This window comes from Oceanobacillus neutriphilus (assembly GCF_014645515.1).
In the GTDB taxonomy this organism is placed as follows: Bacteria; Bacillota; Bacilli; order Bacillales; family Amphibacillaceae; genus Oceanobacillus; species Oceanobacillus neutriphilus.
In genome coordinates, this window is record NZ_BMLW01000006.1 from 180,751 (window position 1) to 193,938 (window position 13,188).

Below are 13,188 nucleotides of genomic sequence, written 5' to 3' on the forward strand. Positions count from 1 at the left end.
TGCCTTACTCCTGTTCAGGATTACGCAGATAATATCCGACACCTCTTCTTGTTACAATCCATAATGGGTTACTAGGGTTTTCTTCAATTTTTTCACGCAAACGGCGAACGGTAACATCTACGGTACGCACATCTCCAAAATAATCATAGCCCCACACAGTTTCCAACAAGTGTTCCCGTGTCATTACCTGTCCGATATGACGTGCCAAATAGTGTAAGAGTTCAAATTCACGATGGGTTAATTCAATCTCTACTCCTTTACGGGAAACAACATACGCATCCGGATGAACGACTAAATCTCCGATAACAATATCCTTCGTTGTTTTTGACGGCTCCTCCGTAACATTTTCACGACGCAGATTTGCTTTGACACGTGCAATTAATTCACGATTGCTGAATGGTTTGGTTACATAGTCATCTGCACCCAGCTCTAATCCAAGCACTTTATCAATTTCCGCATCCTTTGCAGTCAGCATAATAACCGGGATACTCTGTGTTTTACGCACTTCACGCAAGACCTCGTTCCCGTCTTTTCCAGGCAGCATGATATCCAGCAAAATTAGGTTAGGGCGCTCTGATTCCGCAAGTTCAATCGCTGTATCTCCATCATTTGCCACCACTACCTGATAGCCTTCTTTTTCTAAGTTAAATTGTAATATATCTGCAATTGGCTGTTCATCATCTACAACTAATATTTTTTGACTCATTGGTTGCACATCCTTTTAGTTAAATAATTTCGTTTTCATTTATTTTTAATGTTTATCTCTTCTTGTTTGTAAACTGTAAAAACCAGAGACTTCTATTACGAATATTGTCAGGTTAATCCGGCCGCTGCGGAAAAACACTTCGCTTTCCATGGGCTTGCACTCAGCCTCCTCGAAAAAAAGAAGACCACTTTTTTTCTGCGGGGTCTTCCCACCGCGCTTTCCCATAGGAGTCTACGTGTTTTTCCTACGCTAGTGAGTTTCGTTACTATCTGTATTAATCTATTTTAAAATTTTATTAACCTGAGAACATCACATGATTACTCGTTCCGTCGCAAAATAGTGTTATTACCATATTTTTATACACCTATATCAGTCAATTATTTTAGTATTGACCCTTCATTATAAAATATAATTATTTAAATAGAGTGCCTCTCTCTATTCTAACGTAAAACAGCGCTTCTGTCTTGCTGGCTGAATATAAATATACGTTAGAAAAAATTGGATACGTTATTTTTCTAATACTTATTTCTCTCTTTTTTTACGGAGTGCCAGAAAAACGATCAGTCCAAAAATAAGATAGATGATTATTGCTGCTATCGCTAACCATGTATAACTCTGGAAAAGGTTAATTAATTGAAAAATAGCACATAAGAGTATAAAAGTATAAAAAATATAATATCCAGGCTTCTGCCTATCCCTTTTTAAGAAAGCATACACAATCGTCGCTGCCAAAAAGGTGAAAATGATTAACATGATAATAGATAACACTAGCATAAAAACATCATAATCTGCCCCTGGCCGAACAAAATTCATCGTTATCTCCCCTTTATCATTTCCCCCATCTTATCATAAAGTGAAGCTTCATTCAGTAAGGGGGCTCCCTCATAGGAAAAGGAGCTGATTTCCGCAATCAGCTCCTTTTCCTGTATTCATTATTTTATTATGGACGATACACACTTCTTACTACGTTTGTCTGCGAACGGTCCGGACCAACGGAAAAGATAGATAATGGAATTTCTGTCAGCTGGGAAATCCGCTCCAGATAGTGACGCGCATTGGCTGGAAGTTCATCCAATGTCTTCACTCCTGTAATGTCCTCCGTCCAGCCTGGCATTTCTTCATATACCGGTTCGCACTCTGCTAACGCTTTTAAGCTTGCAGGGAATTCTTTAATAACTTCCCCTTTATAGCGATAGGCAACGCAGATTTTTAATGTTTCAATACCTGTTAATACATCAATGGAATTTAGAGATAAATCTGTTATTCCGCTCACACGGCGTGCATGGCGGACAACGACACTATCAAACCAGCCTACACGGCGCGCACGCCCTGTTGTTGTACCATATTCACGGCCGACCTCACGAATTTGATTTCCCACTTCATCATGTAATTCTGTCGGGAAAGGACCGTCGCCAACACGTGTTGTATATGCTTTAGACACACCTACAACATGATTAATTTTTGTCGGGCCTACACCAGAACCAATTGTCACACCGCCGGCAATCGGGTTAGAGGACGTTACAAATGGATACGTACCCTGGTCAATATCCAGCATAACTCCCTGTGCACCTTCAAACAGGACACGTTTCCCTTCATCAATAGCATCATTTAAAACAACAGATGTATCTACCACATAAGGAGCCATTTGCTGTCCATATTCAAAGTATTCATCTAAAATATCCTCTACTTGAATGGAATCAGACTCATATACTTTTTCAAATAAGCGGTTCTTTTCTCTTAAGTTTTGTTCTAATTTTTCACGGAAGACTTCTTTGTCCATTAAATCAGCAATACGGATACCGACACGTGCTGCTTTATCCATATAGGCAGGGCCAATTCCTTTTTTCGTCGTACCAATTTTATTAGCACCTTTTTCTTCCTCTTGAAGAATATCCAGCTTCAAATGATATGGAAGAATCACATGTGCGCGATTACTGATACGAAGATTATCTGTAGAAACATTGCGCTCATGTAAATAAGCAATTTCTTCTACAAATGCTTTTGGATCAATAACCATTCCATTTCCAAGCACACAGGTTTTTTCACTAAAGAAAATTCCGGACGGGATTAAATGTAACTTGTATGTTACATCATCAAATTTAATCGTATGGCCAGCGTTATTTCCGCCTTGATAACGAGCAACTACTTCTGCGTTTTGAGATAGGAAATCAGTAATTTTACCTTTCCCTTCATCTCCCCATTGCGTACCTACAACAACTACTGAGGACATAGTGCACCTCCAAGATTGGTTTTATATATGAAGCTTCTTGCCCCGTCTGCTTTTTTATCTTTTAATAATATATACAGCTGAACAATCATTTATCATTATTTGTATTTTACTCACTATTTAATATTTTATCAGTTAAAAAAATAAACGTCAATGCAGAATACGAACGTTATTTTCTGTTTTGTTTATCATATGCTTTGTTCATCTTATTTATATTTAGTTCAGCTTTTAAAAGACGGACTAAATAAAACCAGAAACATATTAATGTTCGGATTTCAATGTTATACCAAAGATTGTTTTTTATATTTTTTCGGGTCAGTAAATAGCAGCCATGCCTCTAAATGCCTCTAAACCATAAATTATAATTGAAATAAAAGCTAAGTTATTTCATTTTAAAAAAAGTCGATTCCCGTTAAGCTAAGGAACTGACTTTTTGATTACCTGTTTGACTAACGCCTACAATGCTCACAATTAGTCAAAAACTTATAAATATCACTTGTGTAGATCAATATATGAAAAATAGAATAACTTATTTTTTATTAGTACTTTCCTTATTGTGAAAAATATTGAATAACAAATTCACGAAAGGCTAATCACCCTTTGACAATAAGGAGAATCAATGGGTATTTTTACCGGCACTTATTACTTTCGGAACAATTATTACATTAATCGGTGCAGGTATTATTGCCGTTCCGAGAATTTCTGAACGAAAGAATCACCTCCAACTTAAACGTAATTAGTGCTTCGAGATTTTGATCAATGACCTTGTGTATGAAACAATGCTCTCTTATCCAATAATAATTAATAATATGGCCAATGATTCTTACCTAAGAATCGCCGGTTTTTGGTCGAAATTCACTTGACGTACAACTTTCCCAAAATGTTAGTGACGCCCCATATATAGCAATAGAATAATTCTTTTTATAAATAAAAAGCGACCCCAACACAATCATTGGAGTCGCCTTTTCAATAAGACAAGTATTAATTATTCAATACCTTCTGTCCATTCAGCTACCTTATCCTGGTTAGCTTCTACCCAATCAGCTGCTGCGTCTTCTGGAGAAGCACCTTCGTTAATAGCTAGCATGACCTCTTCCATATCATCTGTATCCCAATAGAAGTTATCTAATACTTGATATGCTTCCGGTGCGTCATCTTCTAAGCCTTCACGAACCATTGTTTCAATAGATTCTGCTTCACCGAAAACACCTTCCGGGTCTTCTAGATATTTCAAATCATATTTTTGGAATTTCCAGTGTGGAGACCATCCAGTAACAACAATCTCATCTTCATTATTAATAGCACTGCCTAATTCTGTGGCCATTGCACCACTGGAAGAAGTTTGTACAGTCCAGCCATCCAGATTATCATATTCTTCCACTGCATTTTCAGCAGCATTTACAACGCCAGCACCAGCTTCAATACCTGTAATGGTTTGACCAGCTTCATCTGTCAGGTCTGCTATAGAATCTACGTCCATATATTCAGGAACGACAAGACCAATTGCTGCACCTTCTAAGTTAGGCCCAAGCTGTTCTACTTGGTCACCATAAGCTTCGAATTGCTCTGCATGTGTTCCTGGTAACCAGGCAGCTACCATTCCATCTGCTTCACCGCTTGCAACTGCCTCCCACATAATGGCATTATCAAGCGGGGTTAATGTCACATCATAACCTAAATCTTCCAGTACTTTTCCGACAACATTTGTAGAGGCTACCTCTGTATCCCACTCTACATAGGCTAATTCGATTTCTCCATCTACTCCGCCTTCTGCAGAATCACTATCTCCGCCATCGCTGTCATTACTTCCACAACCGGCAACAACTAGTCCAAGTGCTAATGAACCAATAAGTCCAGCACGTTTAAGACTCCATTTAGACATAAATAAAACTCCCCTTTTCTTAAAATTAATTTTTGCTATATTGACACTTTTCATATATGAAAAGATTATCACGCAAATTTATTCTTTCCCTTTATTCATATTTTGTGTAATACGGTCAATAATAATCGCCAGAATTACAATTCCAATTCCAGCAACAAATCCGGTACCGACAGATGCACGTTGAAGAGAAGAAAGTACTTGGCTTCCAAGTCCCGGCGCACCAATCATTGACGCAATTACAACCATTGAAAGTGCAAGCATTACCGTCTGGTTAATACCAGCCATAATCGTTCCTTTTGCCATAGGTAATTCTACTTTAAACAGCTTCTGTGACCCTGTAGCACCGAATGAATCAGATGCTTCAATTAAATCATTAGAAACCTGGCGGATACCTAAGTTTGTAAAACGGACAGTCGGCGGTGTCGCAAAAATAAGAGATGCGAATACACCTGGAACCATTCCAATTCCGAAGAATGCTACTGCCGGTATTAAATATACGAATGCCGGCATTGTCTGCATAAAGTCTAATACTGGAGTAAGAATCGAATTGGCAATTTTGCTCTTTGCCATCAATATTCCCACTGGTACACCAATAATGACAGACAATAGACTTGCTAAAATGACCAAAGTCACTGTAGACATTAACGCATCCCATAATTCCTGGTTATATACAAACCATAGACCAACGATAGAGAACACTGCTAATCCTAATTTCTTACCGGAAACAAAGAATGCAATCACAGCAACAATTAAGATAAACAAAATTGGCGGGATACCTGGTAGTAGATCTCCAGATATAAAGTCCATAAAATCGCCAAAATGGCTTTTAATTGGTTCGAAAAGAAACGCAAATGCATCCTGAATCCAACTTGTCGCAGACTCAGTCCATTCTGCTAATGGTATTTTATCCATAAAATCAAGCATCCATATTCACCTCCCCATCATTTGCAAGTGCGGCCAATACCGCTCCCCGGACAATAATTCCGTTTAAACGATTATCATCGCCTACAACTGCAATTGGGATAGGAGTATCATAAATAATAGAGAAAATTTCTTGCATCGGTGTATCCGGTACAACTTTTAATATATCTGTTTTTAAAATTTCTTTAATGTTTGACACTTCCTTTTTACGGGCTTCGGAAGCATCGTCTGCTGTGACATAACCTTGTAAGCGTCGTTTATCATCAACAACAAGAATGCTTGAGATTCCTTCCTTGCGCATTCTTTCTAACGCTGCTCTTGGGCCATGCTTATCAATATTGATTGTCTCCGGTCGCTTCATAATATGACTTGCAGTGAGGATTTTCGAACGGTCCACATCCTCCACAAATTTCTCAACGTAGTCATTTGCCGGATTCATTAGAATTTCTTCTGGAGTGCCAATTTGTACAATAGCCCCATCTTTCATTAACGCAATTCGATCTCCTAAGCGGAGAGCTTCATCAAGGTCATGCGTAATAAAGATAATGGTTTTCTTCATTGTAGATTGCAAATCAATTAACTCGTCCTGCATTTCTTTACGGATAAGCGGATCAAGTGCTGAGAAAGCTTCATCCATTAACAGCACTTTCGGATCGTTAGCCAGTGCACGGGCCAGTCCTACACGCTGCTGCATCCCGCCGGATAATTGGCCAGGTTTCTGATGCATGTAGTCACCCAGGCCAACAAGTTTTAATGATTCTTCTGCACGTTTTTCCCGTTCAGCTTTATCAATGCCTTGTACTTCTAAACCAAACCCTGCATTTTGTAAAATTGTGCGATGTGGGAAAAGTGCGAATTGCTGAAAGACCATTCCTAATTTTTCACGACGTACTTGTCTTAATGCTTTTTTATCCATTGTCGCTAATTCTTTTCCATCAATAAGAATAGATCCTTCACTTGGATCAATTAAACGATTTATTAACCGGACCAGCGTAGACTTCCCACTTCCAGAAAGCCCCATTATGACAAATATTTCTCCTTCTTCTACAGAGAAACTGGCACGATTTACTCCGACAGTATTTCCTGTCTTTTTCAATATCTCTTCTTTGGTCATGCCCTGATCTAACATTTTAATAGATTGGCTGATGTTTTTACCAAAGATTTTAGACAGGTTTTTTGCTTCAACTACTGCCATGTAATCACCTCTTTATTTTATTTTGATTTGTAGTACATTTTTAGGTAAATCAATCTTTGGTACTCCTGAACCAATTATGCTGTAAACAAAAATAAATGAATCAACTATCGACTCATTTATTTTACGGCATCTATATAGATGTGTTTACCTTTTTCCAGGCAACTTTGTTTATTATAGGGTAGTTTCCGGGAAATCTCAAACGGCCTGTAGCGCCGTTTCCCAAGAGTTTTAAGCAGTTTATCTCGTCTATCACATACAGGATGATCTTTTCTGCCTTTTTCTGCAGTTTACTTTTAAATACTCCCTTATATTACAATTCGACATGTTTTATTGCCCTAATGTTTCTATTTATTTTCACTTTTATTACGTATTTTTCAAATTATATCGTCTGTACCAATTTAAAATATACAAAGCCAGTATCAGAATGAATGCAGTTCCCCCCATAATAATTCCTCCGAGCAGAATCATTTTTACCAAAGCCCAGCCTGCTTTTATATGTAAAATAAAGAAAACAATTAAAAAAATGCTTGAAAGAATTATATATTTACTGAGCAATCGTCCTTCCTGATTTAATTGCTCCAGCAGCTGCTCCTGATGTCCCGCCATTGGCGAAGCTTCCGGCGATCCCTGAAAAATCTCCATATAATCAAGTGCATCAACCAGTTCCCATCCTTCGTCTATTTGCGGCATATCTTCATCTGTATTTTGAAAAGACTGAAAATCTATGTGATACTGCACTTCCTTAGGATCATCTTCTTTTAGTTGAAAGAGCAGGCCGCCCAATCGTAACTTCTCTACACTCCAGCCTTCTTTCGCAAGAGTTTCTAATTTTTCGGTGCCCGTATTATGGAAGAAGATTCTAGCAGGATTCCAAACAAATTTCTTTTTCACGAAATTCCACCTCTTTATAATCAATCATGATATATCTTAAATTATTTATCATTATACTAGATTTTTAACAATCCTTCCTGCCTCTTATATAGGAAAGCATCAGATTCATTTAAATAAACCCTCTTGTAGCAATTATTTACCTTTTTCTACAATTTTCAAAACTGTGTATTTTTTCACGTTTTTCAAATCAATTATATTTCTCTAAACTTTTTCATGATATAATCAAGTCTGACCTATAACAACGAGAGAAAGGATGAAAAAACCCGATGAGTCATTCAAGCGAACATATCGAAAAGCCGCAGACAGCTGTCAGGCCGCCTAATCCCCGACTTAAAAGCTGGAAAAGTGTCTTTAATAAACTTAAGAAAAATAAGTCGGCTGTTGTCGGCGGTATTTTAATTATTTTACTTATCATTATTGCTCTTGTCGGACCATACTTAACCCCTTATGATCCTCTATATGATCAGGATGTCACCAATAAACTGGCTACACCTTCTTCCGATCATTGGTTTGGAACAGATAACTTTGGAAGGGACATATTCAGCAGGGTAATCCAAGGAACTGGATTAACGCTGATGATAGGATTTTTTTCTATTTTACTTGGGGCAACTGTCGGTGTATTCCTCGGTATTATCGCAGGATATTATGGTAAACGGACAGACAGCATTATCATGCGGATAATGGATGTACTATTAGCATTTCCTAGTATTCTATTAGCACTGACTATTGTAACTGTGCTGGGAGGAAACATGTTTAACGTCATCATTGCTGTTGCTGTTTCGTCTGTACCTATTTTTGCCAGAATTGTCCGGGGGTCTACTTTATCTGTGAAAAAGCTGGAATATATTGATGCTATGAGAGCATTGGGAGCCAGCGACTCCAGAATTATTTTCAAACATATTTTACCTAATATCACCTCTCCAATTATCGTTCAAGCTACGTTAAGTATTGCTACAGCGATTCTATCAGCCAGTGGACTTTCCTTTTTAGGTTTGGGCGCACAGCCTCCTACACCGGAATGGGGAGCAATGCTGAGTGACGGCAGAAACTATTTATACAACGCACCCCATGTGGCATTATTCCCGGGGCTTGCTATTGTCGTAGCTGTACTGGCATTTAACTTACTTGGAGATGGATTACGTGATGCATTCGATCCAAAAACGAGAGAATAGGAAGAGGTGAACCATTTTGTTTCAATTTATCATTCGACGTATTTTACAAACGATACCCGTCTTAATTGGTGTATCTATTATCGTATTTAGCATGATGCATTTGGTTCCCGGGGACCCTGCACAAGTGATTGCCGGCGAAGGTGCTCCACAGGAACAAATTGATAATATTAGAGAACGGCTGGGTTTAAATGACCCGCTTCCAAAACAGTACTTAGATTATGTAACCAATGCTGTCCAAGGTGATTTAGGAACTTCAATGCGAAGCGGACGGGATGTTTCATCTGAAATCGGCGCCAGATTTTGGGTTACTGTTGAACTGGCCTTTTATAGTACAGTTTTAGCTGTATTTGTAGGATTAATTGTCGGTATTATCTCTGCAACACGGAAATATTCTGCAATTGATACAATACTCATGCTGGTAGCTTTATTCGGCTTATCCATGCCAAACTTCTGGCTTGGTTTAATGTTAATTCAATGGTTTGCGATTGGAATTGATTTACCATCCTGGGTACCTTTCTTTAGTGATACAGCCTGGTTCAGTCCTTCAGGCTGGGGCAGCTTCAGTCAGGTTGTTTTGCCTGTTATCACATTAGGTACAAGCAGTGCTGCCATTATTGCGCGTATGACCCGCTCCAGCATGCTGGATGTTATTGGACAGGATTATATCCGGACTGCCCGTGCCAAAGGGGTTAAAGAACAAATCGTTATTTATCGGCACGCATTGAAAAATGCGCTGATTCCAATCGTTACCGTGGTTGGTTTACAATTCGGCGGACTTCTGGGAGGAGCTGTATTAACAGAGTCTGTATTCGCTATTAATGGAATGGGGAAATTAATTATTGATTCGATTCAGGCCCGTGATTTCCCGGTTGTTCAAGGTACTATTTTAGTTGCGTCACTTCTCTTCGTTTTTGTAAACTTACTTGTAGACGTCGCTTATCGTTTCTTGAACAAGCGCATTGATTTAGACTAGTATTCTCTAATTACTAGATTTTAGAAAGGAGCTGCTTACTATGACAGGTGCACCTGACACTTCATATGATAATATATTAGAAATTAAAAATTTACAGACTTCTTTCTTTACAAAAGATTTAGAAGTAAAGGCTGTAGATGGTGTTTCATTTAGTATTCCAAAAGGAAAAGTACTGGGTGTCGTTGGGGAATCTGGTTCCGGTAAAAGTATTACCTCACTATCTATTCTTCGCCTAATTGAAGAACCAGGAAAAGTCAAAGGAGGAGAAATTCTCTTCAAGGGAGAAAATCTCTTAAATAAAAGCGAAGCACAGATGCGTAAAATCCGTGGTAATGAAATATCAATGATTTTCCAGGAACCAATGACTTCTCTTAATCCAACCTTTACTGTTGGACAGCAAATTGGAGAATCATTCCGTATCCACCAAGGGCTAAGTAAGAAAGAAGCAAAGAAAAAATCGGTTGATATGTTAAAGCTTGTCGGTATTCCTTCCCCGGAAAAACGTGTGGATCAATATCCTTTTGAATTATCCGGCGGAATGCGTCAACGTGTAATGATTGCCATTGCCCTTGCATGTAATCCAGATTTGCTTATTGCCGATGAGCCGACAACCGCACTGGATGTAACCATTCAGGCACAAATTTTAGATTTAATGAAAGATTTGCAGAAAAAATTGGATATGGGTATTTTATTAATTACGCATGACTTAGGTGTTGTTGCCGAGACCTGTGATTATGTAGCCGTTATGTATTGTGGTAAAGTAGTTGAATTTACCGATAAGAAAACATTATTCACAGAGCCAAAACACCCGTACACTGTCGGTTTGATGGAATCTATTCCTCAATACGATCAAGATGTCGAAGGAGATCTAGCAGTTATTAAAGGATCTGTTCCCAGTCCTGCTGATATGCCTAAAGGCTGCCGATTTGCACCAAGATGCCCATTTGCAACGGATTTATGCCGAAATAAATTACCTGATTTAGAAACAGATGAAGATGGTAACCAAATTCGTTGCTGGATTTATTCTGATGAATGGGATGGAGATCCGGAGGTGAACGTTTATGAGCGATCAGAAAGTACTTCTTAAAGTAAATGAATTAAAACAATATTTTCCGATTAAAGGCGGGATTTTCGGACGCACCGTTAATCACGTAAAAGCAGTAGACGATGTATCCTTTGAAATTTTTGAGGGAGAAACACTTAGTATTGTAGGAGAATCCGGCTGTGGGAAATCAACAACTGGCCGGGCGATTCTCCGCCTGGATGAACCGACTGCAGGAGAAGTAGAATTTGATAATACCAATATCCTTGAGTTGGATAAAAAAGAAATGAATAAATTCCGTAAAGATATGCAGATTATCTTCCAGGATCCATATGCTTCGATTAACCCTCGTCATACTGTACGACAAATCTTAACAGAAGCAATGGAAATTCAAAATGCTGTACCGAAAAAAGAAAGAAATGATCGTGTCAAAGAATTAATGGACACAGTTGGTCTCGGACCACACCAGGCAGACCGGTACCCGCATGAGTTCAGCGGCGGACAGCGGCAACGTATTGGAATTGCCCGTGCATTATCGGTAAATCCAAGATTAATTATTGCAGATGAAGCCGTTTCTGCGCTTGATGTATCTATTCAGGCTCAGGTAATCAACCTGTTAAAGAAACTGCAGCGCGAATTTAAATTAACGTACCTTTTCATTTCTCATGATCTAGGTGTAGTTCGTCATATTTCCGATCGAATTATTGTAATGTACTTAGGGAAAATAGTCGAAATAGCAGATAAAAATTCATTATTTACAAATAATATGCATCCTTATACAAAGGCCCTGCTATCTGCCATACCCAGTACAGACGTAGAGAAGAAAAAAGAACGCATTATGTTAAAAGGAGATGTACCTTCTCCAATTGATCCTCCGGAAGGCTGCCGTTTCCATACACGTTGTCCATTCGCAACGGATTTATGCCGCACAAAGGTACCAGAACTTCGTAACACCGAAGGGATGAAGGACGGCCATCGTGCAGCTTGTCACCATATGGAAGCTATCCGTTCCGGTGAGCATCAGGCGCAAGTGCATGCTTAAGTAATTTATATAAGCAGGGATGGGGAGGGTTTCATATTTGCTTGTTATGTATGATTATAATCAAAATAGAGCAAACCCTCATGCCTTCCGTAGATGAAAACATCGTCTTCTATACATGATTACCACTTAAATACCCCGTATCAAACCAGCAAAAGCTTGGTTCGATACGGGGTATTTAAGCGGGTCTAGAATGTTTACTTTTTATGATTATAGTTTGCTTTATATTGTTCAAACTCTTTTTCTGAGCAGTTAACAAAATGTCCCGGAGAAATTTCACGCATACGCACATCTTCTCCATCCTCATACTGATGGATGTCCGGACGATATGCTTTCCGCTTCCTTGAGCGTTCATATTCCGGATCTGGAAGAGGTATTGCGGAAAGCAGTGATTGCGTATAAGGATGAACCGGGTTCCGATACAAATCATCTGCAGGTGCCAGCTCAACCAATTTCCCGAAATACATAACGCCAATCCGATCGCTGATATATTTGACCATGGATAAATCATGGGCAATAAACAAATAAGTTAATTCCCGTTCTTTTTGCAATTTTTTCAGCAGGTTAACTACCTGCGCCTGAATGGATACATCCAAAGCAGATATTGGTTCGTCCGCTATAATAAATTCCGGCTCTACTGCAAGTGCACGGGCAATTCCGATTCTTTGCCGCTGTCCACCAGAAAATTCATGCGGATAACGATTAGCGTGCTCCTTATTCAAGCCTACTGTTTCCAGAAGCTTGTAGACCTTTTCTAATCGTTCTTTTGGTGATTTAGCAAGTCCATGAATATCGATACCCTCTGCAATTATGTCAGATATCTTCATTCTTGGATTTAAGGATGCGTAAGGGTCTTGGAAAATCATCTGCATTTTTTGGTTGAATTCTTTTAGTTCCTTACCAGATTTCTTTCCATGAACATTTACACCATCGTATAAAACTTCTCCGCCTGTAGCATTATACAAACGAATCAACGTTCTTCCTGTTGTTGACTTACCACAGCCTGATTCTCCAACCAGTCCAAGTGTCTCACCTTTATAAATATCAAAGCTTATATCATCAACAGCCCGTACTTCTTTGGGCTTGCCGATATTAAAATATTGCTTCAGGTTTTTTACCTCTAACAATTTCTCTGTCATC

General features: G+C 38.8%; 12 protein-coding genes. 4 read left to right on the top strand and 8 right to left on the bottom strand.

Annotated features, from left to right (window positions below; all coding sequences use genetic code 11):
* Window positions 1–4: 4 nt before the first annotated feature.
* The 7 genes from yycF to IEX29_RS11430 all read right to left on the bottom strand — a co-directional run bounded on the left by yycF (window position 5) and on the right by IEX29_RS11430 (window position 7,822).
* Window positions 5–706: a response regulator YycF gene (yycF, locus tag IEX29_RS11405; RefSeq protein ID WP_077602744.1), complete on the bottom strand. Its 702-nt coding sequence runs from the start codon at window positions 704–706 to the stop codon at window positions 5–7.
* A 522-nt stretch (window positions 707–1,228) separates the two neighbouring features.
* Window positions 1,229–1,519, bottom strand: a complete 291-nt coding sequence (locus IEX29_RS11410; RefSeq protein WP_188734589.1) for a hypothetical protein — start codon at window positions 1,517–1,519, stop codon at window positions 1,229–1,231.
* A 127-nt stretch (window positions 1,520–1,646) separates the two neighbouring features.
* Window positions 1,647–2,936 (bottom strand): adenylosuccinate synthase, encoded by a 1,290-nt coding sequence (locus tag IEX29_RS11415; RefSeq protein ID WP_188734590.1) that lies wholly within the window; start codon window positions 2,934–2,936, stop codon window positions 1,647–1,649.
* A gap of 982 nt (window positions 2,937–3,918) precedes the next feature.
* A complete protein-coding gene (locus IEX29_RS26690; RefSeq protein WP_204799028.1) occupies window positions 3,919–4,815 on the bottom strand; it encodes a glycine betaine ABC transporter substrate-binding protein in 897 nt (298 codons plus the stop codon).
* Window positions 4,816–4,893: 78 nt separating this feature from the next.
* Window positions 4,894–5,739, bottom strand: coding sequence for an ABC transporter permease (locus IEX29_RS26695; protein ID WP_204799027.1), 846 nt, complete (start codon window positions 5,737–5,739; stop codon window positions 4,894–4,896).
* Complete coding sequence (locus tag IEX29_RS11425; protein ID WP_188734591.1) at window positions 5,732–6,931, bottom strand: quaternary amine ABC transporter ATP-binding protein; 1,200 nt, start codon at window positions 6,929–6,931, stop codon at window positions 5,732–5,734. The genes IEX29_RS26695 and IEX29_RS11425 overlap by 8 nt, the downstream gene beginning before the upstream one ends.
* Before the next feature lie 363 nt (window positions 6,932–7,294).
* Window positions 7,295–7,822 (bottom strand): DUF2812 domain-containing protein, encoded by a 528-nt coding sequence (locus tag IEX29_RS11430; protein WP_188734592.1) that lies wholly within the window; start codon window positions 7,820–7,822, stop codon window positions 7,295–7,297.
* Between the two features lie 266 nt (window positions 7,823–8,088).
* On the opposite strand from IEX29_RS11430, the gene IEX29_RS11435 reads away from it, so the two are divergent.
* Genes IEX29_RS11435 through IEX29_RS11450 form a run of 4 tightly spaced genes read left to right on the top strand, consistent with a single transcriptional unit; the run spans window position 8,089 to window position 12,051 of the window.
* Entirely contained in the window at window positions 8,089–8,994 is a 906-nt protein-coding gene (locus IEX29_RS11435; RefSeq protein ID WP_188734593.1) for an ABC transporter permease, read from the top strand.
* A 16-nt stretch (window positions 8,995–9,010) separates the two neighbouring features.
* The gene (locus IEX29_RS11440; RefSeq protein ID WP_188734594.1) at window positions 9,011–9,967 is read left to right on the top strand and encodes an ABC transporter permease; all 957 of its coding nucleotides are present in this window, start codon (window positions 9,011–9,013) and stop codon (window positions 9,965–9,967) included.
* Between the two features lie 40 nt (window positions 9,968–10,007).
* Window positions 10,008–11,054 carry an ABC transporter ATP-binding protein gene (locus IEX29_RS11445; RefSeq protein ID WP_188734595.1) on the top strand — a complete coding sequence of 349 codons (1,047 nt, stop codon included), beginning with the start codon at window positions 10,008–10,010 and terminating at the stop codon, window positions 11,052–11,054.
* Window positions 11,029–12,051: an ABC transporter ATP-binding protein gene (locus IEX29_RS11450; RefSeq protein ID WP_188734596.1), complete on the top strand. Its 1,023-nt coding sequence runs from the start codon at window positions 11,029–11,031 to the stop codon at window positions 12,049–12,051. Before IEX29_RS11445 ends, IEX29_RS11450 begins: the two co-directional genes overlap by 26 nt.
* 194 nt (window positions 12,052–12,245) lie before the next feature.
* Here the strand turns inward: IEX29_RS11450 and oppF are convergent, their stop codons facing one another.
* Complete coding sequence (oppF, locus tag IEX29_RS11455) at window positions 12,246–13,187, bottom strand: ABC transporter ATP-binding protein (protein ID WP_188734597.1); 942 nt, start codon at window positions 13,185–13,187, stop codon at window positions 12,246–12,248.
* Window position 13,188: the final 1 nt, after the last annotated feature.

Coding starts and splice junctions, on each gene's coding strand:
- yycF (WP_077602744.1), bottom strand. CDS start 706: ATGAGTCAAAAAATATTAGTTGTAGATGATGAACAGCCAATTGCAGAT.
- IEX29_RS11410 (WP_188734589.1), bottom strand. CDS start 1,519: ATGAATTTTGTTCGGCCAGGGGCAGATTATGATGTTTTTATGCTAGTG.
- IEX29_RS11415 (WP_188734590.1), bottom strand. CDS start 2,936: ATGTCCTCAGTAGTTGTTGTAGGTACGCAATGGGGAGATGAAGGGAAA.
- IEX29_RS26690 (WP_204799028.1), bottom strand. CDS start 4,815: ATGTCTAAATGGAGTCTTAAACGTGCTGGACTTATTGGTTCATTAGCA.
- IEX29_RS26695 (WP_204799027.1), bottom strand. CDS start 5,739: ATGCTTGATTTTATGGATAAAATACCATTAGCAGAATGGACTGAGTCT.
- IEX29_RS11425 (WP_188734591.1), bottom strand. CDS start 6,931: ATGGCAGTAGTTGAAGCAAAAAACCTGTCTAAAATCTTTGGTAAAAAC.
- IEX29_RS11435 (WP_188734593.1), top strand. CDS start 8,089: ATGAGTCATTCAAGCGAACATATCGAAAAGCCGCAGACAGCTGTCAGG.
- IEX29_RS11445 (WP_188734595.1), top strand. CDS start 10,008: ATGACAGGTGCACCTGACACTTCATATGATAATATATTAGAAATTAAA.
- IEX29_RS11450 (WP_188734596.1), top strand. CDS start 11,029: ATGAGCGATCAGAAAGTACTTCTTAAAGTAAATGAATTAAAACAATAT.
- oppF (WP_188734597.1), bottom strand. CDS start 13,187: ATGACAGAGAAATTGTTAGAGGTAAAAAACCTGAAGCAATATTTTAAT.